Raw genomic sequence first — 24169 nt, forward strand, 5'->3', positions numbered from 1 at the left:
CTATATATGTGGCAACAGTAACGAAAGTGATGAAATTTCATTGAAAGAGAATTTGAGTTTCGTGCTAGCATGTGGGTAAGGGAGCTAACTTGTCTGATTTATCAATTGATTGCACTACATATTTTTAGCCGGTTGTTCCACGGGATCCGTGGCGCTAAATATTCAAAAGAGGGGGTGTTCCTCAGCGCAAAATCTGCACATACATCGGTGTTATTTCGTGATATGTGTCAGCCTCCAACTCTTAGTCGCCGTTGGTTATATCAAGAACTCAAAATACAGACTGAAACAGCGACGTATTTGATATTGATAAAACATCATGGTGCGAATGAGTTGATACAGACATTACAGCAACACTGGATTAGGCATCATGGTCACCACTTACATGCCAAAGTGAAAAAAATAGAAACGCTACTCAGTAGTCGCTATCTTAGCCAAAGCATACAAAAAGTAGTGTTTGATGTGGCTGGCTCATTATGGTGCAGTTGGAAAGAGGTTGATAAGGGAATATTACCCAAAGCGCTTGAACCCATGGTGGCGACGATACGTGAAATTGCATCGTGGACTGAGAATGATATTGCTGAGTTTCAGTTTGCATTTGTCGCGTACTACTTGGGGCAAGATGTGCTCTATTTTGACCAAGTTGAATCCAACCCTTTGACTCTCGCACAGCGTAAAGCCTGCATTATTCAAGATGACAGGCAACTATTATTGGCTGCTGCAGGCACTGGAAAAACCAGTGTTATCAAGGCAAAATTGGGATATTTACTGCATCGAAAGCTAGCTAATGCAGATCAAGTGTTACTACTTGCTTATGGCAATGATGCTGCAACTGAAATGCGAGAACGTTGTAATGACATAGCGAATACTCTGAATTGTTCAACGTTTCACTCATTGAGTATGCAGATCATAGAAGCTGTAACAGGAACAAAACCCGTGTTATCAACGCTAGCAACAGATAAGGCGCAGTTTAAGCTATTTATCTCTGATGCTATCCAGTCTTTGCGACAAGAAACACACTTTGAACAAGCCTTTCATCAATTTTTGGATGGTCAAGGTATAAAGCAAGCCCAACATGTCATTGAACTACTCAGCCAAATGTTGCCGTTGATAAAGCAGGCGCAAATAATGGGAGAAGTAGAGTCATTAATTATGCGATTTAATCATCAAATGACGGTCCCGCTGGCAGTACTTGCTGAATATCAGTTGTATCTAACCAATGAGGCCTGTATCGATTTTGATGATATGCTAGAACGTGCTATCCATTATGTTGAAAATGACAAATTTAGAGTGCCTTGGCGTTATATTTTGGTTGATGAGTTTCAAGATATTTCTCGTGTCAGAGCAAAGCTAGTTCAAGCGTTATTGGATAAAAAAACTGGCAGCCAATTATTTGCGGTAGGTGATGATTGGCAAGCAATATACCGCTTTAGTGGTGGTGATATACGGCTGACTACAGAATTTGCCAAACATTTTGGAAAGTCTACAACTACCTATTTAGATAAAACTTTTCGCTATCCACAAAGTATTCTGGATACAGCTTGCGAGTTTATATGTCGAAATCCTGAGCAAATAGCCAAAGATCTCAGTTCAAACCAACTAGGTATCAAAGGGCAAGGAGTTATAAAAGTCCCCAGTGGTGACGAAATAATGGATGCTCAACAACTCCTTAATTTGATTGAGCAACGTAACGAAGGTGCGGTATCAGTTTTGTTACTTGCTCGAAACCATAAGGGTTTACCTGATAAAGCGCAGGTGGATAACTGGCGTCGACTATTTCCGCAGCTGGCGATCAGTACCAATACATTTCATGGCGCTAAAGGGACAGAAGCCGACTTCACGATAGTGTTTGGCCTTAAAGCACGCCTATTCCCATCAAAAATAAAAGTACCAGAGATAATAGAGGCGTTACTTCCAGCAAAAGGAAATTATGCAGATGCAGAAGAGAGGCGGTTATTTTATGTCGCGTTAACTCGAGCAAGAAAGCAGTGTTTTCTTTTGGAGCCTGATGAGTCACCGTCTTATTTTCTACAAGAAATTGCGTGATTAAGGTTTATCCACTCTTGATCTTTTATGACATTACACGCATACCATTATTATCACACTAACAATGTTGAGGTGAGGATGAGCACAGATCTATTAAAAGACGCGTTAAAAAGAGTAAACACAATCGTAGAGAAAACAGGGATAGAGCAGTCAACGTATCAAGCGCTTGCTCAACCCCAAAGAACCTTGTCTAGTAATATCTCTATCCGCAGAGATAACGGTAAGTTGGACTACTTTGAGGCACATCGATGTCAATATAATGACCTCCTTGGGCCAACCAAAGGTGGGATCCGCTTTCATCAAGACACCAACGTCAGCGAAGTCCAAGCATTAGCACTGTGGATGACACTCAAGTGCGCGGCGGTCGGTGTTCCGTTTGGAGGTGCAAAAGGTGCTGTAACCGTTGATCCTAAAACCTTGAGTCCAATGGAGTTAGAGCGCCTAGCACGTGCCTATATTAGGGCTAATGCCGATTTCATTGGCCCGGAGCAAGATATTCCAGCACCTGATGTTTATACCAATGCAAGAATTATGGGCTGGATGATGGATGAATATGAGAAAATTGCAAGGCAGAAAAGTCCAGCGGTGATCACCGGAAAGCCCCTTATTTTTGGTGGAAGCGCGGGACGAGAATCAGCAACAGGTCGTGGCGCATTTTTAATCATTGAACAGTTAAGTAATAAAAATAACTGGGATAACTCGGACAAAACAGTGGCAATTCAGGGGTTTGGTAATGGTGGCTATCATTGTGCGCGACTGTTACAGCAATCTGGATACAAAGTGGTTGCAGTGAGTGACTCTAAGGGAGGAATTTACTGTAAGGAAGGCTTGGATATCGAAAGTGTTTATCAAGAAAAGCAGCGCAGTAAATCGCTCAAAGCGGTTTATTGTAAAGACTCTGTGTGTGAAAGTGTTGAACATGATGTCATTAGTAACGATGAATTGCTGAGCTTGAATGTTGACATTCTTGTTCCAGCAGCATTAGCAGGCGCTATAACAAAAGAAAATGCTGACTCCATTGCTGCAAATTATATTGTTGAAATTGCAAATGGTCCGGTAGAAGCAGATGCTGATCCCATTTTAAATGATCGCGGCATTATGGTGATCCCTGACATTTTGGCGAATGCTGGAGGGGTAATTGTGAGCTACTTTGAGTGGTGCCAAAATCGCCAAGGAGAAGCATGGGATGAACAAGTTGTGAACGATAAACTGGCCAATTACATGCAGGATGCTTTTGATAAAGCATGGGAGCTAAACCGAGAGGAAGGGCTCGACATTAGAGACGCTGTGTATAAGCTTGCATTACAGCGAATACAAAGCGCATTACAGGCACATGGGACACAGTCTTACTTCGAAAATCGAGAGTAGTTTTTTAGATTGTGTCGATAAATTTTTTTTGCTGTACTGTTTTTAGGTGAATCCACATAATCGCGCTTTTGTTTATAGGGCGATAGCACTTACTGTCAAGCAGTGTTTTTACATTATATTGTAGATGTCGCTCTGGTTATCTGTTTTTCAAGGGGTAATTTGTATGCGCGGTTGGATCATCTATAAAGACTCTGCCAATTTAGTGAAACCTGAAATCTACGAGATAGGTTGATGGCGGTAGCAAAAGAAGAAGGTATCGATCTTCAAGTGTATTCACCGGATCGGTTTGATCTTCTGGTTACTAGGGAAGACGAAGAAAGCATTCTTATCGATGGGCAACCTGTTGCATTGCCTGACTTTGTGCTACCCAGAATGGGTGCTGGCACCACATACTTTACCCTTGCTATTATTCGTCACCTTGAGCGTTTGGGTGTGCACTGCTTTAATTCGTCACAATCAATTGAAACCGTTAAAGATAAATTATATGCCCAACAGATATTAGCTGAACAGAATCTACCTACGCCAAAAACCATGTTGGTTAAGTTTCCAGTTAATATAGAGCTAGTCGAGAAGCAAATCGGTTTCCCGGTGGTGATCAAAACATTATCTGGCTCTCAGGGCAGTGGGGTGTTTTTGTCCAAATCAAGAGGTGAATTTGACGATTTGATGCAGCAGATTGAGGCGACTAACCCTAAGGCGAATATCATTTTACAACGCTTCATCAAATCGAGCCATGGTAGAGACTTACGAGTATTAACTATTGGTGGCCGCGCTGTGGCATATATGGAGAGAAATTCAGGTGGTAAAAATTTCAAAGCCAATGTGAGCCTCGGCGCCACTGGAAGCCCTCATCCTATTACTCCAGAAATAGAGTGGCTAGCGACGCAGACGGCTAATATCCTAAACTTAGACGTAGCGGGTATTGACTTATTGTTTGATGAAGAGCACTTCAAAATATGCGAGGCAAACTCAAGTCCAGGTTTTGAAGGGCTTGAGCAGGCTGTTGACATAGATGTTGCAAGAGAGATTTTGCACTTTATTCGTATTCGACTTGGCATCTTCAACCGCTCAGGCCAAGTATCGAAAAATAACAATGGCGTGAAAAAAGCCTCTGCAACTCACGCAAAAAGTGAACAATTAACTGTTTAGATGTGTTTCGAGAAACACGATGAAATCAATCACCGTGTTTCTTCTGTGCTCACAGCTTTAACTGCTGTTAATGCCGTTTTTAGCGCGTCAATTTGGATTGGTTTGGATAAAAAACTGTCCATGCCCGCATCTAGACATGCTCGCTTATCCGACTCTGATGTATTGGCTGTCAAAGCGATAATGTGCGGTATTGATTGTGTGTTACTATTGAGTTTACGTATGGCTCTAGTTGCGTCAAAGCCATCCATATTGGGCATAATGCAATCCATAAAAACAATATCAAAGTGATTTTTACGGCACGCCTCTACAGCTTTCACACCATCATATGCCATGTCAATTTGAGCCGCACCAAATTGTTGCAATAACTTTTCCATCACTAATACATTAATCTGATTGTCATCAACCAGTAAGATCTTACATCCGGCTAAGGAAATATTAGCTGTCGATACAGGACAAGGCTCGGTATCATCGTTCTCGCGCTGCTTTGCAAAATCGACGGGAAAAGTAACGGTGAACGTACTGCCTTTGTCGACTTCACTTGAGACTTGTATATCGCCGTCAAATAGATTGCAAAGCTCAAACACAATGGATAAACCAAGCCCTGTACCACCAAAGCGGCGACTAATACTGGGGTCACCTTGGCTAAAAGGCTGGAAAAGCAAACTTTGGTTCTCATCGGAAATCCCAATACCAGTATCGCAGACACGTAATTGAAGCACGGGTTGTTCGTTTTCTGTTAAGACGTCGGCATAGATATCAACACATCCGACTTGGGTGAATTTTATTGCGTTACTGACCAAATTCGCGAGAATTTGTTTTATTCTGGTAGGATCAGAGTACAGCCAAAGGTTAGCTAGCTTGTTCATGTGTACATTGATGGCCAGCCCTTTTTCTTGGCTAGCTGGATGATATAAGCCAACAACTTGGGTAACCAGTTGCGTTAAGTCAAACGGCATATTGTCCAGCGTTAAGTTATTGCTATTAAGCTTACTAAAGTCCAATACATCATTGATCAGGGTGATCAACATATCCGCGCTATTTCGGGCAATTGTTAAGTTACTTTGTATCGCATCAATATCATTTTCCTTGTGGCATGCTTGAAGCATGCCTACAAGTCCATTCAACGGAGTACGCAATTCATGGCTTATCTTAGCAATAAAGTCACTACGAGTTTTAAGTAGCTGCTCAGCTTCTTTTCTTTGTTGATCCAAGGCTAAACGTAGTTTAACTTGCTCATCAATGTCTTGAATTGCACCAAAAACTCTAACGCATTCACCATTTTCATATTCCCCCTGCCCATGAGAGGCAACCCACTTTTCATTACCGTGTGCGTCTATGATAATTGACTCAATATCCCACTTTGTTCGAGAGGAAATTGCGTCATTAATCGCTTGCTTTATATCGTTTTGATGGGAGCCCGGTTTATAAAAAGCAATGGCATTATCCAGCGTCGGTACAAACTCTTCTGATACGCCGTGAATGGCTCGGGTTTGTTGACTCCAGTAGACTTTATTTTTTTTAAAATCTACTTCCCAAGAGCCAATATCTGCTAATCGACTCATTGCTGCAAGTGCTTCAGAGCGATGCTGTAGTTGTCTTAATGTTTTTTGACGTGAAATCTCAACGCCAATCCACTGTCCTAACAAGCTGACGTAATCTAAATGCTCCTGAGTGAAACTATCTGGTTTAGCATCAGGGGAAGAAAAGTTCACTGTACCATATCGATTTCCATCAACAATGATGGGAGCGCCAATGTAACTTTCTAGGCCAAAGTGTATATAGCAGGGGTGTGTTGCGATCTGGCTGTTTCCTGCATGAGAGAAAGCCAGCGCACTATCTGCTTTGAAAGTGTGCCAACAATAGGTATCTGAAAAATCAAATGTGGTACCAACAGACAGACTATTATCCGGCGTAATAACATGTTTTACTGTGTAAATATTGGCGTTTATTTCACTTACGATAGCAATGTCGAGCTGGAATACATCAAGCCCTAGACTGAGCAGTGCGGTAACTTTTTCATCGAATGTGGTTTCTTGGCTTGTTGTGATCAGATGTAGCCTTTTTAAAATACTCACAAATTTCACATCGTTGGTGTAATTAAGGTAATCTTTTAACTTTAACTGCTCTTTGCTAACTTGCCAACAATAAATCTTGCTACTTTGTCGAGATAACTTCCGTTTTTCAATAGATTATGAATAAAATAAGCGATGCGGGATTATCACTACTATTTAGGTGAATAGATGAAATTTATCAGTATAGCTTTTTTATTTATGGCGTCGTTTGCGAGTGCTCAAACGCTTCGGGTGGCAACTTTCAATGTCAGCATGGAAGCGACGAACTATCAACAGCAAGGTGAACCCCTTGATCCAGAGAAACTAAGCAAGTTACTTCAAGACGGTCAACATCAGCAAATAAAAAACATCGCAGAGATCATTCAACGTGTTCGTCCAGATATCATTCTGCTTAATGAGTTTGACTACATTGCTGAACCAGAGAAGGGCGTGCTGGCATTTATGAACAACTACTTGGACAAAAGTCAGCATGGTCAGCAGCCGATATCATATCCATACTTTTATATCGCACCGGTTAACACAGGCTTACCAACACGATTTGATTTAGACAACGATGGTAAAAAGTCGCGTTATGCTGGAGATGCGCAGGGCTTTGGCCTTTATGAAGGGCAATACGGTATGGTTGTGTTGTCTAAGTATCCTATAAAAAATAGCCAAGTGCGGACACTGCAAAATTTCCTTTGGAAGGATATGCCCAATTATAAAAAAGCCATAGATCCAAAAAGCAACTCACCTTTTTATCATGCTGACGAGTGGCAAGTCTTAAGATTAAGCTCGAAGTCACATTGGGATCTGCCAATTGACGTAAATGGAAAGGTATTTCATTTCCTTGCTATGCACCCAACCCCTCCAGTATTTGATGGTGAAGAAGACCGTAATGGCAACAGAAATCACGATGAAATTAGACTGATGGCGGACTATATAGACCCAAAACGGAGTGAATATATTTATGATGATAGTGGTGTAAATGGTGGCCTAAAAGCGAAAACACGATTTGTGATTGCGGGCGATTTAAATGCTGCAGATCAAGGCGATAAACATCGTCCTGGTGTAATCGAACAGCTATTAGAAAGTCACTATGTGTTCTCTGCTTTTGAGCCGGTGAGTAAAGGGGGCAAGCAGCATAGTGAAGCGCAATATAGTCGCAGTTACACTGCTCATTGGGGAGCTCGGGTCGACTATGTTTTACCTTCAAAATATGGCGTTCGTGTTTTAGACAGCGGCGTGTTTTGGCCTAGTAGCACGGATCCACTATATCGATTAGTTGAAAGCCGCCATGCTAGCTCAGATCATCGCTTGGTGTGGCTTGACCTTGAATTAAAGTAACAATCACTTTTACAACCAGGTGTTTATCAAACTAAATAGAAAGCAAACACGTTCTTACTGAGCGGTTGCTGGGCGAGTATTGGTATCGTTATGATCTGGATACTCGCTTTACGGCTTTCTTGTGTCCTTGTTATGTGAAGATTGACTGTCCTTTTCAGGCGACGTTGGCTCAAATGGTTTTAGCTGATCATCGATCTTTTTTTTCATTTCAAACTTTGCCGAGTATTTGAGTAAAGCGATATTGCTCCAAATGACGCCCAGCACACCGACGATAATTAACACAACTTGCCAAGTCTCGAGCTGTTCACCCATGGTAACTCCTTAAAAATAGTAAATTTTCAAATTTGTTTTGAAATAGGTGGGCATTTTACCTCGACTGTTGATATTATTCACCACCTAGTCATTTCGCGATAATTATGCTGCATATATTTACATTCTGAGGATAATAGCGCATTCATGGAACAAGTGTTAATTTGGCCTGCCCAATACCCTATGTTACTGAAAGGGTTAATCGAACAAAACGGTGCTTACATTCTAGATGCCATAGAGGCATGGCCGAATTGCCAACAAATAAAAGACGAGCAAGGGGTAACCACTACGATACTTCCTCCGCTGTTTTATCTTGCCTGGCTCAGGCCGTTGGAACCTTTTGAAGCTTGCTACTTTCAACATATTGACGATTATGACGACAAGCAACGCCAATATGTTAATAGTGTAACGCGACATATCGAAGAAAACGGTGTTGAACAAGATGAATTAATCAAGACACTTATCCAGCGCTTAGGACAGTATTCAAATATCCAAATGCAGCTCCAAAACCAGAGCTTGTCTTTTATTGAATTGCTGTGCGAAAAGCAATTTGAAAAAACACTGATATGGTTGATAGAAGTGGGTATTCAGTTTGTACCAGAAGAAGTTGTATCTCTTTGGTGTAACAGTGAAGAAGCAATTCATGCTACTTTGCTTGATAATTTAGAAACCTGTGTATGTGACCGTGATGAGACAGCGAAGCTTGCGACAGATGGTTTATTAGATGGCCGTCAAACATTCGAGTTACTATGCGCTATGTGCGACCAAGATGAAGTGGCAAAGCAATTGGAGCAAGCACTGTTATTTCAGCTCACACAGCAGCAAGTTAAACAATCCGCTATTCTCACGCTGGTTAATCAAGGAGCAAAAGGGGTAGCAAAAGATAGCAAAGGGCGCTCAGCAATTATGCTGGCTATTGAAAATGGTTTTGTAAGTGCTGTTGAGCCGATGCTGACATACCATAATGTCAATGAACTTGATGAGTGTGGACGAAACTTTATGCACTATGCCGCAGCATCTAACTCAACGGCTATGATAGAGATGATTTTTGATCATGGAGACGATCCTACATTAGCCGATATTTACGGTGATACCCCATATCGAGTTGCAATGAAACAACAGGCGCTAACGTCAAAGCAAACGTTTGAGCAACGTGGGATCATCGAACTATCCAATGATGCAAAGTATCAAAAAATCAAAACGGTTCACATGCTCTATGCCTTTGCTGCAATTTTGTTACCGTTGCAATTATTTCTCTTTTTTACCGATGAGGTCGATGAAAAAACCATTGCGACTTTGGTAACTACGGCAGCATCGATTGGGATATTTGCAATAGCAAGACGAAAGCGCAGCAATCCTTTATATCCAAATAACTCGACGCCTTGGTCGTTACTTGGCGTAAACGCACTGGCTTGGGTGAGTATTGGAATACAAGTTTTATTCTCTGTTTTGGTATTAATCGCAGTGCTCTCTTTGCGATAATGGCATAGTCACAATTTTACCTTCTTATACCGACTTAATACTTGTCAGCATTGAGCAAGTATTAAGTCAGTCATGGGGCTGGGCTTAAGTGATGAGTTCAGCCTCAAAAAATATATCACTGATCTTGGCTATGTTCGTGCGCTGCTTTCTCATCCGCTAAATCTTCTTTTAACTTCCTGATTTTTAAGCCTAACTCTTGACCTCTGTGCCTTGCATAGTAAGTACAACCGATAAACATCGATGTTGCTAGCGCTATTTCTAGTAATACTAAAAGCAACTCATCGGGAGAGATCCACAAGAGTGTGAATCCGTGGATGAAGTAAAACATAACGATAAAATTAGCCCATGCGTATGTGTATGGTTTGTCTTGGAGTATCCCCTTGAGCGGAAGTAACAGCGGTAAAACGTAAACCGCGAAGACAAAAGCTATGCTATAACCTTCTCTTGGTGCGAGTACAAAAAGCCACAATGGCATCAAAATTAATAGCCCAAAGTAACCTATTAGCGCCAAGAGCTGAAAGCGTTTTGTGATAGGCTTTTTTGCAATAGTGTTCATTTCAACTTTTCCGCTACACGCAGTAACCGACAGGCAGCTGCGCGACAAATTTTAATTTCTGTTTGAGTAAGCACGGTACTATTCTGGCTCCCAGAAATATGTGTTGCACCATAGGGAGTACCGCCACTTTCTGTTGCTAATAACTCGGGTACATCATAGGGTACTCCAAGTAACATCATGCCATGATGCAGTAAAGGAAGTGATAGGTTGAGTAAAGTAGCTTCGTTGCCGCCGTGCATGCTGCTTGATGACGAAAAGACGCATGCGGGTTTATCGATTAACGCGCCTTTCAGCCACAAATCACTGGTCGTTTCCCAAAATGCTTTTGCTTGAGATGCCATCATTCCAAATCGAGTGGGGGTACCAAAGGCTAACGCATCACAGCTGACTAAATCTTGCTTGGAAACTACGACATCATGCTCTTGACGTTTTTCAAATACCCGCACCACAGCGTTGCCACCTTGGGCGACAATAGTGTCTACAAACTCATGAGCCATGTTTGCCACAGAGCCATGGCTGGAGTGATATAAAACGAGAATGGTAGCCATTAGAGAATTTCAAGTACCGACTCGGGTGGTCTACCAATCGCCGCTTTATTGTCATTAACAACAATTGGGCGCTCAATAAGTTTTGGGTTTTCAAGCATCGCTTTACGAAGTTGTGCCTCACCTGTTTCTTTAGACAACCCTAGCTCTTTGAATAACGTCTCTTTGCTACGCACCAATTGATGAGCAGAGCTAAAACCAAGCTTTGTAAGTAGCGCCGAGAGTGTTTCTTCATCTATAGGCGTTTTTAAGTATTCAATTACTGTGGGGCTAATGCCATTAGACTCTAGTAGCGCCAGAGTTTCACGTGATTTTGAACAACGTGGATTATGATATATTTCGATAGACATTATTTAAGCTCTATTTTAGTAATGTTGGACTCTGCCTGATCATAACGTAATGTCTAGTTGACGAAAAGCTAAGTAAAAGGAAATCGGCTTTAATTCTACAGTTTTAAAGCCGAGATGGTATGAAAGGCTGACAAGATTACAACTTGGCAATTTCTTTTTGCATATTTCTATATTGGCTCAGTAATGCCTTGAGTCGCGTCCGTTTAATGTCCTCATTATCTTGAACGTGGTTAAGCGCACGTTGTACTTCATCTGCTGCCTTACTAAATGCGCCATACTGTGAGTATACACTGGCTTTTGACTCATGATATGCCGCTTTGTTATCCAAAAACTCGTAGGCTTGTGTGAGAAGATCCCTTGCTAAAATATGCTCCGGTTTCTCTAACAGGAAAATTTTAAGCAGCTGCTCTGCCAGTTCATACTGTTTTACTTTAATTGCTGCGTTTGCATAGTTTAGCGTGATCACCTGATTGTTAGGTCGTAGTTGATGTTGAGCACTGAGCATTTCAACTGCTTTTTGCGGGGCATCGGTAGCGATAAGGTAATCGGTATACACATCTAAATAAAACAGGTTGTTCGGCTCTTTTGCCAACAACTCATCTAGCAGCTTACCTGACTCTTGATATTGCTTTGTGTCTAACAGCGCGATGGCAAGACCATATTTGATAGCACGTTTATCTAACTTTTGGGACTGCTGAAGTTGATTTTGAAAAAATGCAACGGCTGTGTCGTCATCATAATAATAGCGAGCCAGTACTCGACTCTTTGCAAGGGCATAGGAAAGACTTGAAGAATAATGTTTCTTTTCAAACTGCTGAGCCCTTAAGCGCACATCCGACACTCGGCTGTCAGGCAGTGGGTGGGTGAGTAAAAAAGCTGGAGGCTTATTTTTAAAGCGTATTTGGTCAGATAGTTTGGTTAAAAACTCGCTGGCTGCGTTAGGGTCAAAACCCGCTTTGTAGAGTGTGTTCATACCAAAGCGATCAGCTTCTTGCTCAGCTTTGCGGCTATGAGTTAGCTGGTTTAACGACGACTGTGTCTGACTTGCCGATAAAATTGCAATCCCCGCATCGGGAGCTACTACGGTTGCCAAGATACCGGTAATGAGTCCGGCGATTGTTAATGCGCTATTGTCTTGAGCATTTTGTACTCGTCGAGCTAAGTGGCGTTGAGTGACGTGTGCAATTTCGTGCCCAATGACGGAGGCCAGTTGACTCTCGTTATCAGACTGTGCAATTAGCCCTGTGTGTACTCCTACGTGACCACCATAAAATGCAAATGCGTTGATGTCTTTGTTGTTTATCCAAAAAAAGGTAAACGGGAAGCGGACATCGTTAGCATTGGCAACAAGGCGGTTGCCCAAGCTGGCCAAATACTCTTCCAGCACCGGATCGCCAACCACAGGAGAGCGAGAGCGAAGCTGCATCATCATCACTTCGCCTATTGCTTGTTCTTTTTCAATCGGCAACACTTGCAACGCGGAAGTGCCAAGATCGGGTAATTTTAATTCGGTTTGTGCAATACTTGAATGTGTCGTTACGAGTGCACATGCTAATAATATTGAGTTTAACAGGGGTCTAAACTGCATTCTAATCCCTTTTAAGGTCCTCTCCGAGCATTATTCTAGCGAGGTCAACTTCGTCATGGCATGCTCGAGCATCTTTTTCGCAAAGTTGGTAAAAGTCTTTTATTGAGACCCCGTCAACTCCTGTGATGTTCAATTCTTTTTGCAAAAAGCTAATGGTCATATGCAATACTTTGTGAGCATGCAGGATAAGGGCTTTGTCGGCAATGTCACCGCGTTCAAAATAAAATGCGATGAACTTATGTAATTGATTGATACGAAGCAAGTTTTTCATGGTATGAGGATCCCATACACGGAACTCTAAAAATCGATTATCTTTCACATAAGCGTCAATTTTAGTACCTTTTGCAATTGGATATGCCCAAAGTTCAAAACCACGGTCAGTAAACACTTGATGTAAAGCTATTTTTGGTTTGTTTTCACATTGAATAATCCCACTATCATCTTCGTATCCACCTAGTAGCTCAAGATTCCAATTTCGTTTGTCTAATAATCGCTTCACTGCATTATCAAAGCCATGATGGAGCAGTCCCTCACATTCGCTGACCGCAGAGGCTACAAGATGATAAAATGGTGGAAGCTCACCCCAATTTATTTGTTTTTTGTACCAATTTATTTCTTTTAATGTTGGATTGGCTGGCAATTGGGCCTTATTATTAACGCCTGGCATTAAGATTCCCAAAAAGTAGAATATGTTACTAAGAATAAACCATCAACGCCTTGAGGGCTACCGTATTGACTGAATTGTGTAGCGGTCCAGAGCCAAAATCTGTTCATGATCTTAGAGGGTTAACTTGTCCAGCCCTGTTTGTACAATTTAAGTGGCACCTGAAGCACCACAATTATACACTGGGCAGACTTAAATTATTGTTAAACCAAGCACAAGATTTAACAGATATTACCCATTATTTAGACGGAGTTGCTGTGAAGTACCAAATAATTGAATTGGAAAACGGCGAGATGTATTTGGAGATCGCGGATGTTTGAGTTAGTAAAAGCATGGTATATCAAAAAGTTTTCTGATCCGCACTCGGTGACACTGTTGCTGCTTTTAGTTGCAACTGTGGCGCTACTGTACTTTTTTGGTAGCTATGTGATGCCAGTATTGGTCGCCATTGTGATCGCATACTTATTAGAATGGCCGGTTAATAAACTTGCGCGGATCACTGGCAGCCGGTTGATATCTGTTATCTTAGTGATGGCAGCATTTGCCAGCATCGCTTTGGGGCTAGTATTTGGTATCGTACCTGTGCTTTGGCAACAACTGAGTAATTTATTGCAAGAAAGTCCAACAATGATTGAAGAGGGGAAAGACTTCCTTTTACACTTACCGGAATATTACCCGGCGTTGATTTCTACGACTCAAGTACAAGCCATTGTGACATCAGTCGAGAATAAAATACTGGAATTAGGGGAGATCCTTGTTTCAGCCTCGCTTACTTCATTAAAGGATGTTGTGGCTTGGATGATATACCTAGTGCTTGTGCCTTTGCTTGCCTTCTTTATGCTCAAAGACAAAAAAGAGCTGACGTCTGGTATTTCACAAGTTATTCCCAAAGATCGCAAACTTATCTCACAAGTTTGGCATGAGATGGATCAGCAAATAATGAATTACATTCGCGGGAAAGTGTTTGAAATTATCATTGTAGGATTAGTTAGTTATGCCACCTTTTCGTTTTTAGACTTGCGTTATGCAGCGCTCTTGGGGGCGTTAGTTGGGCTCTCTGTTCTAATTCCATTTATCGGGGCCGCGTTAGTGACGCTGCCAGTTGCTGCAGTGGCATTATTCCAATTTGGTCTTGCTCCTGAATTTTGGACTATCGTGATAGCTTATGGTGTTATTCAGGCATTGGATGGCAATGTTTTAGTACCACTGTTATTCTCTGAGGCGGTAGATTTAAACCCAGTGTACATCATTGTTGCTGTGCTGTTTTTTGGTGGCCTTTGGGGTTTTTGGGGGGTGTTTTTCGCCATTCCTTTAGCGTCGCTAGTAAAAGCACTCATCAATGCTTGGTCAAGCAATAACCAAGGGCTGATAGCAAAGCAAGATTAATGGTGCCAAGTGGCGGAGCGGGATCTTCGTCACCAACCGAAAGTTTAATACCGTTCAACATCTGGGCGTACGTTGACACTGAATGAGTCAAAAGCGCCTTATCATGGGATTTGTCTGGCGCCTAAAAGTAGGCGCAAAACAAATCATATCGCATTTTAGCTATGCCAAGCTGTTACTGAACTACTCTGCCAGTACTTTCTCTGACTACCATATTTGGTGTAAACACGTGACAAATATCTTTGTCACTATTGCGGTGGCCTCTTGTTTTTGAAAACAGCAGTCGTGCAGCGTGCTCTGAAATGACATTATTTGCTTGGTGAGCTGTAGTGAGCTTGGGCCAAGTTTGGCGCGAGAATGGAGAGTCCTCGAAGCCACTGATCGAAAGTTGACTCGGGATCTCTATATTCATCAGGCGTGCGGCAAAAAGTGCGCCAGCAGCAACCTCATCATTACCTCCTAAAATTGCAGTGATGCTGTTTGGATTACCATCAGCAAGTAAAGATTTTGCACCTTGAACACCAGACTCAAACGAGTAAGTACCATGGTAGAGGAGGGAGTCATCTGGTTGTATCTTATGAGCCGCTAGGGCGTCTCTGTAGCCAGCTAAACGCTCGGCGGTTGATTTGTGCTCCTGATCGCCCAAAACAAAAGCTATTTTTTTGTGCCCTAAGCTAATCAAATGCTCTGTAATTTCATAAGCGGCCGCATAATCGTCCACAAAAATACAATTCTTGGCACTGCTTTGTGCTTCTTTTGCTCGACCAGAAAGCAGTCGTACGTAATGAATGCCAAGTTCATCTAGCAAGTCGATGATAGCTTGTTGCTCTGATAAAGGAGGCGTTAAAACAAGCCCTGCCAAGCGCGAGCGCTTGATCATTGTTACTAGTTCATCAGCCATATCTTCCGAGCTAAAACTGCAAGGATGTATTACCAGCTCGTAGCCTTCGTCTTTACAACGAGATAACACCCCATTCTGCATATCGATTACATAATATGCGTTGGGATTGTCGTACACTAACCCGATAGCAAATGAAGAAGTACCGGCTAAGTTTCTTGCAGCAATGTTTGGCTGATAGTTTAACTCTTTTACAGCCAGCATCACTTGGTCATAAGTCTTTTGTCTAACTGAAGGTTCTTTATTGATTACCCGCGATACTGTTTTCATTGATACGCCAGCTAATTTGGCGACATCGTTAATAGTGACTTTCATGTAGTTGTTCTTCTATTTACAGGAGTGTGTAGATCATTATTAAGCGCAGAGGAATAGTAGCGTTTTATGCAAGTTTAAGCTAGCGCACAGTATTCCATTGTAATTACTTATTCGCCATTACGTCTTAATAAAAGGATCATCTATTTTTCTTAGGCTATTTATTATATACAGAATTTAGCACTACATTTCGCAGAAATAAATGAATGATACCGGTGTCAAAAATTTAATTTTAGGTTATTATTCGCAATGTAAAATTGAAAAGAAGCAGTTTGACAGCGTTGTCATTTTGGCATAATGTGCTTAATTAAAAGTGTTTCTTTGTTGTTACTTCCTGAAATATAAGGAAGTAACACGCATCTTAGGGGAGTGTGTAATGAGTGGTCGTGTAGAATTGGATAGTTGGCAAAAGCTTCGTCAGTCGGTGCTGCGAGTTGAACAGCAGCATTTAAAAACGATGTTTGACAATGATACCCAACGATTTGATAAGTTTTCTCGTCAAATTGCCGGTGTATTGTTCGACTTCTCCAAGCAACGTGTTGATGACCAAACATTTTCTGAACTGATGCAGCTAGCAGACGAATGTGATGTTGCCGGTTGGCGAGAAAAAATGTTTTCTGGCCAAAAGATCAACATCACTGAAAATCGAGCCGTATTACATACCGCCCTGAGAAATAGAGCCAATACACCTGTTTATGTTGATGGCGTAAACGTCACAGAACAAGTAAATGCGGAATTAGAAAAACTAAAAGCGTTTAGTCAACGAGTTCGATCTGGTGAATGGGTAGGTTACACCGGTAAAGCGGTAAAAAATGTGGTTGCGATAGGGGTTGGTGGCTCAAACCTTGGCCCGCAAATGGTAACGGATGCACTGGCAGCTTATGCTGACGATACTCTCAATGTGCATTATGTCTCTAATGTGGATGGTGTGCAGATAGCGTCGGTACTCAAAGGACTAGATGCTGAAACAACGCTATTTGTGGTGTCTTCAAAAACCTTTACGACTTCTGAGACCATGACCAATGCAAAGACCGCTGTCGAGTGGTTTTTAGAGTCAGCGAATGATAAATCAGCCATAGCAAAGCATTTTGTTGCCGTAAGCACTAATCTCGATAAAACACGTGCATTTGGTATCAGCGATGAAAATGTATTTACCATGTGGGATTGGGTTGGTGGACGCTTTTCGCTTTGGAGTGCAATAGGCTTACCGATTGCGTTATATTTAGGTTTTGATGTGTTTGTTGAAGTGCTTGAAGGTGCATTTGAAGTGGATGAGCATTTTAAAAGTGCCAGTAATCAGGACAACATTCCGTTGCTGATGGCATTGTTAAGTGTTTGGAATACCAGCTTCTTAGGCTATCAAGCCCAAGCTATTTTACCATACGATCAGGCACTTCATATGCTGCCAGCATATTTGCAGCAAGGTGAGATGGAAAGTAATGGTAAACATGTTACTTTTGCAGGTGAGCAGGTTGATTACACCACAGTGCCTATTATATGGGGAATGACAGGGATTAATGGCCAACATGCGTTTTATCAGTGCCTGCATCAAGGTAATGTGATAGTGCCAGCTGACTTCATCGCATCAATTGAGCCTCAACAGCAAGTCGGAAAACATCATGAAATTTTGCTGTCAAACTTCTTTGCGCAAACTGAAGCTATGATGGCAGGTGTAAATGCAGAGCAAGTGCGAACAGATTTAGCTGCTAAAGGTAAATCAGAGTCTGAAATTGATGATTTGATCCCGCACAAAATTCATAAAGGCAACCGTCCAACCTCTTCGTTTATCCTTGATAAAATTGATGCCAAAGCGGTCGGTCGTCTAATAGCACTATATGAGCACAAAATTTTCTGTCAGGGCATTATTTTGAATGTGTGTTCATTTGACCAGTGGGGTGTTGAGCTGGGTAAAGGGTTAGCTTCAAATATAGAAGCCGAGTTAACGCAAGAAGGCATCACTCACCCTCACGATAGCTCTACAGCTGGATTAATGGCTTACTATAAGCAAAAAAGAAAAAATTAACACTTTAAGTGGAACTTAAAGTAAACAGAATACCTTTGAACGGGTAGCGCTGGAGTGCTTAGAGCCTGTATTTTTGTGAGAGGAAATACAGGCTTCTAAGGCTCATTTATACCAAAGCGCATTAAATATCTATTTTGAGACGCGGAGCTAGGCGAATGCTATACAGCTTAGTTATTTTAAACTGGGAACCTCTAATGCAATAAGCGTCGGGCCTCAGCCTCAAATTGAGTAGATATTAAGTAACATTGGTATTACAGTGCGTTGCAATCGAAACATCACCCGTTAGCTAAGTAATTTGGTAGGCTTTGGAGTAGCGCCAAATCGAATAAACAATGCGTGTAAAAAGCACGCGCCTAACCTATGAGAGTGAATTATGCTTAATCCTTTTGACATCGTAATTTTTGGTGGGGGGGGTGATTTAGCACTTCGTAAACTCCTACCAGCTTTGTATCGTGCATATCAAGAAGGTAACCTACCTGAGGGCACTCGCATTTTACCGACCGTTCGTGAGCAAAATAAACAACAAGAATTTATCGAAACGACTCATAGTGCGTTACAAACCCATCTCGGCAAAGGTGAATACAACAAAAAAGATTGGTCTGCATTTTCGCAATTTTTAGTTCCTGTTGTTGTGAATGTGACAGAAGAAGATGAATATTGGGATACACTAAAAAATATCTTGGCAGATGGTGAAGAAAAGTCTCGTGTATTCTATTTATCGCTGCCACCTGCGGTATATGGCCGTTGTTGTGAACTGTTGTCAGTTAAAGGATTAATCACTGAACACTCTCGTGTTGTGGTGGAAAAACCAATTGGCTATTGCGGCAAATCTGCTGAAGAGATTAACGCTAAAATTGGTGAGTTTTTTGCCGAAGAGCAAGTGTTTCGTATCGACCACTATTTAGGTAAAGAGACAGTACAAAACTTGATGGCGTTGAGGTTTTCAAATGCATTATTTGAAAACCTGTGGGATGCTAAAACGATTGATAATATTCAGATCAGTATTTCAGAAACTGTGGGCTTGGAGAGTCGAGCTGGCTTTTATGACAAAGCAGGTGCGCTTCGCGACATGGTACAAAACCATTTACTGCAATTACTATGTTTGGTTGCGATGGAGTCTCCTCATAAACTCAATGCCAATAGTATCCGTGCTGAAAAGTTGAAAGTGTTAGAAGCACTACGACCGCTGGTAGGTGAGCAGGTCGATGATAATGTGGTACGAGGTCAATATGTGCCAGGCGATTTGGAAGGTAAGTTAGTTCCTGGTTATCTTGAAGAGTTAGGTGAAGGTTCAAGTGAAACTGAGACCTTTGTAGCTATCCGCGCACATATAGATAACTGGCGTTGGTCAGGCGTGCCTTTTTATCTAAGAACCGGTAAACGCATGAAAAAACGCTGCGCTGAAATCGTGGTTGAGTATAAGCCGGTTTCTCACAATGTGTATGGTGACGCGGCAGGCCCTATTCAGCCAAACCGTTTGGTTATTCGATTGCAGCCAGAAGAAAGTATTCAGCTAACGTTGATGTCAAAACGTCTTGATAATCTTGAGATGCAACTTGAGCCTGTAACGCTCAATATTTCCTTAAGTGAAAAGTATAACAATGGTTACCACTCAGACGCATACAAGCGTCTAATGTTAGACGCAGCAGCGAATAATCCAGCACTGTTTATCCATCGTGATGAGGTGCGCCAAGCATGGCAATGGATAGATCCGATTGTTGAACGTTGGCAAGGTAAAGGTGCACCATCTCTTTATCGCGCTGGTTCATGGGGACCTGAGGATGCAGACGAATTACTAGAAGAAAATAAACATGTCTGGTTTAATGCAGGAGAGCATGCGTAATGGCTAGTATCACAGAAAGAGAATTTGCTTCTAAAGACGAAATGACAGCAGCGCTTACTGAATTGCTGCAAACAGCTCTCTCGGAGGGGATCGCAACAGATGGTAAAGCGGTGTTATTGGTTTCGGGTGGCTCTTCACCTGCACCAGCGTATCGTCACCTGAGTGGTGTCGAGCTAGGCTGGGACAAAATCACGGTTGCTATGGTTGATGAACGTTGGGTAGACGCTGAGCATGAAAAGTCTAACGAAGCATTTATCAAATCGACATTGTTACAAGACAAGGCGGCGGGCGCTCGATTTGTAACAATGAAGAATCGAGCTGCATCGGCAGAAGAGGGCGTGCAAGTGTGTGAGTCTGACTATGCTGCATTGAAACGGCCTTTTGATGTAACGATTCTTGGGATGGGACCTGATGGTCATACTGCGAGCTTATTTCCTAATGCCGATGGGTTAGAACATGCACTAACAACTACCGATACGGTGTGTGCAATCAATGCGCATCAAAGTGAAGTCACAGGTGAGATAACAGAGCGTATGAGTCTATCATTAGCAGGAATAGCTCATTCTAAAACCGTTGTATTATTGATCTCTGGTGAGGAGAAAAAGGCAGTGTATGAAGCTGCAAAGCAACCAGGCTCAGAGTATTCGGTTCCACTGCGTGCTGTATTAACTCATCCTGATATTGATTTGACTGTATTTTGGTGCCCTTAACTTCAAGCATACACAAATACATAGCTAGACTATAAGGTCGGCTCGAGAGCCGATTTTATAGTTTGATTTGTGGCTTGAATCTAAAAATTTAGTATCATTGGATATTTAGCAGATAAACGAAAACAATACTTCTTACTTCTTACTTCTTACTTCTTACTTCTTACTTCTTACTTCTTACTTCTTACTTCTTACTTCTTACTTCTTACGAGTAACAGCAATAGTTTTTACTTATTTAAAATTAAGCATTGAGCTTATCAGCAAGTCCCATAATGGGGTATTCTAATTTGTGCAAAAGAGAGCAATGACTTACGTGTCAATCGCAGAGTTTATGGGCATTTGTCATAAAAAATTCTCTTAAAATTACTAGACAGGAGTAACCCATAACACTATAATGACAGCGTTGTCATTGATATTTATTCTCATCTGTAGCTTCTGCCCAAGCTGAATGGGAAAATGAATACACATCCCCTTGTGTGTATTCACCATATTTTGACGTACCTATTTTGACGTCATTCCATCCTAAAAACCTACAGCAAAAAATTTTTTTGTGTTATTCTCAGCTTGTTTTTGTAACAAACCATATATTGGCCGTATTTAAATCTATATTTATCAACAAGATAAATTCTTATATGAATATTTTTTGAATAGCAGACCAAAAAAATTGTAGCGAATATGTAATTTACGGTGTATGGTTTGTTATTAGATGACAGCGTTGTCATCATCACTGGGCAGAAGTGATTTAAAAAACCAACAAAATGATTCAAGGGGAATCCTGTGTTAGCTAATAATTTCAAAAAAAGCTTACTTGCAGTTAACGTCAGCATCTCACTAGGTGCGGGCTTTTCAGGTGCTGTAGCTGCAGAAGAAAGTCAAAATCAAGTACAAGAAAACGTAGAAGTCATTGAAGTTCGCGGTATTCGCCGCTCTTTAGAAGCGTCAATGAACACAAAAAGATTTGCCAACTCCGTTGTTGATGCTGTATCAGCAGAAGACATTGGTGACTTCCCTGATAATAACCTTGCAGAGTCTTTAGGCCGTATTCCTGGTGTTACCGTTTCTAGACAGTTTGGTGAAGGCTCGGCTGTATCTATCCGTGGTGCATCAAATCAGCTAACCAAAACTTCATTGAATGGTCAAAATGTCGCTTCTACGGGTTGGTATACTGAGCAAGCAATTGATCGCTCATTCAACTATTCAATGCTTGCACCTGAAATGATTGCATCAATGGAAGTATACAAGTCTTCGCAAGCTGACATCGTTGAAGGTGGCGTAGGTGGTACAGTAATTGTGAATACTCGCCGTCCTTTAGATTTGGATGCTAATACGGTATTCGGTTCGTTGAAAGCTACAAGGTCTTCTATCTCAGATGAGACAGACCCTAATGCGTCAGCGTTATACAGCTGGAAAAATGAAGCTGAAACATTTGGTGTGTTAGGTGCAATTGCAAGATCTGAGTATTCGTTAGAGCGTTTGGGCGATGAAGGACTACCAGTTTGGGCCGGTCGTATTGCACCAACTAACTTTAAGCAAGAACGTGAAAGAACAGCAACCGATATTCAGCTTCAATATGCTCCAACCGATAGCTTAGATTTTGGCTTTCATTACATGAATTTAGAGCTAAAAGCGAATAATCTAAACACTCAAATCTGGATTCCTCAAAACCTCGAAAATTGCTCTACAAACGCACAAGGTGTTCCAGTCAAATGTACGTCTACTCAAGCTTGGGTAGATGAGACCGGTGGGGCACAGCCATACTACGATGTTAGACCACGTCAAGCAACGATGGAAACCGAATTATTTGCTTTTGATATGACTTATCAAGGTGAGCATGTAAAGATTGAATTCCAAATCGGTACAACTGAAGCTACTGGTGGTACCAACTTCGAAACTAACTATGCTGCCTTAACGGATGTTAGCGGCACTATAGGAACGATTGATGCTACAGGCGATAGAATCAAGTATGATATTGCTAACCCAAATTATGCGGTAAGTGAATTGGGTGTAGGTGCGAACTCAATTCTTAATGCGCCGAATATAGACGAAGAAGACTATACACAAGTCGATTTTACTTTCCCTCTAGAGGGAGATTTCTTCACATCATTAAAGACCGGCGTGCGATGGGTACACCATGAAGTAGAAAAGTCTGGTAACCGACCGCTTCTATCTAGTGCTGATCCTGTTTCTGGGCTGGTTACGGGTAAGTTCATTGATGCTGGCGAAGCTGGATTCCTAATTCCTGAGCCTGATGCTGGCGCGATGATCGCTCATACTAAGAGCTTGATATCTGATTGGGTAGAAGAGCGCGCAGCATACTCGTCAATTGTTGAAGATAACTTAGCCGCATATGTTATGGCTAACTTCTCGCACGAAAACGTGAGAGGTAATATTGGCTTAAGATATATTAGCACTGATATTTCTTCAGACGCATATGCATTATCTCCGGGTTTTGTTGACCCGATTATTGATAGAAATAATGGTTATTCAAACGAAATTGTAACTGAAGAGTCTAGTTATAATGAGTTACTACCAAGCTTTAACGTCGCTGTTGACGTAAGTGAAGATATTATCGTACGCTTCTCGGCCGCAACTGTAATCGCTAGACCTAATTATAATGACTTGTTTACAAGCTCATCGTTGAAAGGTTATGGTGATAATATTCCAACAAACCAATCGGTAGAAAAAGGCTCTGTAGCACTAAGCCCGTTTAAAGCGAATCAAGCTGACTTAGGTGTAGAATGGTACTACAACGCAAGTAGTTTGGTTGCAGTTTCATATTTCACCAAGCAAGTTGATACGTTCACAACTTTTGCAAGTATTCCTGGACAACAAATTGGTATCGTTGACCCTGACTCAGGTGAAGATAGCTGGACTGTTCAGTCATTTAAGGATGGCCAAGGTGGCGACATTAGCGGCGTAGAATTCCAATGGCAGCATACGTTTGAAAATGGGTTTGGTGGGGTATTTAACTATACCTACGCAGATGCAAAAGCAGATGCAAAGAACTACTCAGATAAAAACGATATCTTCTCTGATTCATCAAAGCACACGGTCAATGCAGTTGCGTTTTATGAGAATGATGATTTCTCAGCGCGTGCTGCATATTCATGGCGCTCTGATTACATGATCCGTGAAGTTGGTTTCTATGGTAACCGTGAACACCAAGACTTTGGTACGCTAGACTTGAGTTTTAGCTATAAAATCAACGAGAACTTTACGGTTGTTGCTGACGTAACAAACTTACTAGAAGAAGATAGTATCCAAGTAGGTCGTGACATTGGAGAGCTGCCTGTTGAACAAAGAACATCTTACGGCTACCCATCTTATAGTTATGAGGGTGAAGCGAGATACTCTTTAGGCCTTCAGTATCGCTTCTAATTTAATTGAAATTGTAAAAAGGCTCGGGTAACCGAGCCTTTTTATTTTTAAATAGATTCTTATTATTTCGGAAGATTTAATACCAATTAGTCTTAATACTTGCCCAATTTGAAGCCTACTGCATTAAAAATTTCTCACTTAGAACAACTAAATAGCAAAATGTTCGCCTTACC

The 24169-nt window shown here is 41.6% G+C and carries 17 protein-coding genes and 1 pseudogene; 10 read left to right on the plus strand and 8 right to left on the minus strand.

The window, feature by feature from the left end; genetic code table 11:
- The first annotated feature begins 69 nt into the window (after positions 1-69).
- The 3 genes and pseudogenes from F9Y84_RS15900 (at position 70) to F9Y84_RS15910 (ending at position 4560) form a co-directional block, all read left to right on the plus strand.
- Positions 70-2043: a UvrD-helicase domain-containing protein gene (locus F9Y84_RS15900; protein WP_147389099.1), complete on the plus strand. Its 1974-nt coding sequence runs from the start codon at positions 70-72 to the stop codon at positions 2041-2043.
- A 78-nt stretch (positions 2044-2121) separates the two neighbouring features.
- A complete protein-coding gene (locus F9Y84_RS15905; RefSeq protein ID WP_147389100.1) occupies positions 2122-3411 on the plus strand; it encodes a Glu/Leu/Phe/Val family dehydrogenase in 1290 nt (429 codons plus the stop codon).
- Positions 3412-3574: 163 nt separating this feature from the next.
- Positions 3575-4560: pseudogene (locus F9Y84_RS15910) on the plus strand (ATP-grasp domain-containing protein).
- Between the two features lie 29 nt (positions 4561-4589).
- On the opposite strand, the gene F9Y84_RS15915 reads toward F9Y84_RS15910, so the two are convergent.
- The gene (locus F9Y84_RS15915) at positions 4590-6635 is read right to left on the minus strand and encodes a response regulator (RefSeq protein ID WP_147389101.1); all 2046 of its coding nucleotides are present in this window, start codon (positions 6633-6635) and stop codon (positions 4590-4592) included.
- Between the two features lie 165 nt (positions 6636-6800).
- Here F9Y84_RS15915 and F9Y84_RS15920 point away from each other — a divergent pair, with 165 nt between their 5' ends.
- A complete protein-coding gene (locus F9Y84_RS15920) occupies positions 6801-7958 on the plus strand; it encodes an endonuclease/exonuclease/phosphatase family protein (RefSeq protein ID WP_147389102.1) in 1158 nt (385 codons plus the stop codon).
- Positions 7959-8066: 108 nt separating this feature from the next.
- Here the strand turns inward: F9Y84_RS15920 and F9Y84_RS15925 are convergent, their stop codons facing one another.
- Entirely contained in the window at positions 8067-8270 is a 204-nt protein-coding gene (locus tag F9Y84_RS15925) for a DUF2897 family protein (RefSeq protein WP_125253834.1), read from the minus strand.
- Between the two features lie 144 nt (positions 8271-8414).
- On the opposite strand from F9Y84_RS15925, the gene F9Y84_RS15930 reads away from it, so the two are divergent.
- On the plus strand, positions 8415-9749 hold the full coding sequence (locus F9Y84_RS15930; RefSeq protein WP_147389103.1) for an ankyrin repeat domain-containing protein: 1335 nt from the start codon (positions 8415-8417) through the stop codon (positions 9747-9749).
- Between the two features lie 115 nt (positions 9750-9864).
- Here the strand turns inward: F9Y84_RS15930 and F9Y84_RS15935 are convergent, their stop codons facing one another.
- From F9Y84_RS15935 to F9Y84_RS15955, 5 genes are all read right to left on the minus strand, one after another.
- Entirely contained in the window at positions 9865-10305 is a 441-nt protein-coding gene (locus F9Y84_RS15935; RefSeq protein WP_147389104.1) for a DUF2069 domain-containing protein, read from the minus strand.
- The gene (gene wrbA / locus F9Y84_RS15940) at positions 10302-10853 is read right to left on the minus strand and encodes an NAD(P)H:quinone oxidoreductase (RefSeq protein ID WP_147389105.1); all 552 of its coding nucleotides are present in this window, start codon (positions 10851-10853) and stop codon (positions 10302-10304) included. Before wrbA ends, F9Y84_RS15935 begins: the two co-directional genes overlap by 4 nt.
- Positions 10853-11200: an arsenate reductase (glutaredoxin) gene (arsC, locus tag F9Y84_RS15945; protein WP_147389106.1), complete on the minus strand. Its 348-nt coding sequence runs from the start codon at positions 11198-11200 to the stop codon at positions 10853-10855. Before arsC ends, wrbA begins: the two co-directional genes overlap by 1 nt.
- 136 nt (positions 11201-11336) lie before the next feature.
- A complete protein-coding gene (bepA, locus tag F9Y84_RS15950) occupies positions 11337-12788 on the minus strand; it encodes a beta-barrel assembly-enhancing protease (protein ID WP_147389107.1) in 1452 nt (483 codons plus the stop codon).
- A 1-nt stretch (position 12789) separates the two neighbouring features.
- Positions 12790-13455: a hypothetical protein gene (locus F9Y84_RS15955; protein ID WP_128729926.1), complete on the minus strand. Its 666-nt coding sequence runs from the start codon at positions 13453-13455 to the stop codon at positions 12790-12792.
- Between the two features lie 309 nt (positions 13456-13764).
- Between F9Y84_RS15955 and F9Y84_RS15960 the strand changes: the two genes are divergently transcribed.
- Positions 13765-14838 carry an AI-2E family transporter gene (locus tag F9Y84_RS15960; RefSeq protein WP_147389109.1) on the plus strand — a complete coding sequence of 358 codons (1074 nt, stop codon included), beginning with the start codon at positions 13765-13767 and terminating at the stop codon, positions 14836-14838.
- A 172-nt stretch (positions 14839-15010) separates the two neighbouring features.
- Here the strand turns inward: F9Y84_RS15960 and F9Y84_RS15965 are convergent, their stop codons facing one another.
- A complete protein-coding gene (locus tag F9Y84_RS15965) occupies positions 15011-16048 on the minus strand; it encodes a LacI family DNA-binding transcriptional regulator (protein WP_128729923.1) in 1038 nt (345 codons plus the stop codon).
- Positions 16049-16421: 373 nt separating this feature from the next.
- On the opposite strand from F9Y84_RS15965, the gene pgi reads away from it, so the two are divergent.
- The 4 genes from pgi to F9Y84_RS15985 all read left to right on the plus strand — a co-directional run bounded on the left by pgi (position 16422) and on the right by F9Y84_RS15985 (position 23996).
- Positions 16422-18068, plus strand: coding sequence for a glucose-6-phosphate isomerase (gene pgi, locus F9Y84_RS15970; RefSeq protein ID WP_147389110.1), 1647 nt, complete (start codon positions 16422-16424; stop codon positions 18066-18068).
- Between the two features lie 373 nt (positions 18069-18441).
- Positions 18442-19911, plus strand: a complete 1470-nt coding sequence (gene zwf / locus F9Y84_RS15975) for a glucose-6-phosphate dehydrogenase (RefSeq protein ID WP_147389111.1) — start codon at positions 18442-18444, stop codon at positions 19909-19911.
- Entirely contained in the window at positions 19911-20621 is a 711-nt protein-coding gene (pgl, locus tag F9Y84_RS15980; protein ID WP_147389112.1) for a 6-phosphogluconolactonase, read from the plus strand. The genes zwf and pgl overlap by 1 nt, the downstream gene beginning before the upstream one ends.
- 774 nt (positions 20622-21395) lie before the next feature.
- Complete coding sequence (locus tag F9Y84_RS15985; RefSeq protein WP_147389113.1) at positions 21396-23996, plus strand: TonB-dependent receptor; 2601 nt, start codon at positions 21396-21398, stop codon at positions 23994-23996.
- Positions 23997-24169: the final 173 nt, after the last annotated feature.

This window comes from Pseudoalteromonas peptidolytica (assembly GCF_012641745.1).
GTDB classification, from domain to species: Bacteria; Pseudomonadota; Gammaproteobacteria; order Enterobacterales; family Alteromonadaceae; genus Pseudoalteromonas; species Pseudoalteromonas peptidolytica.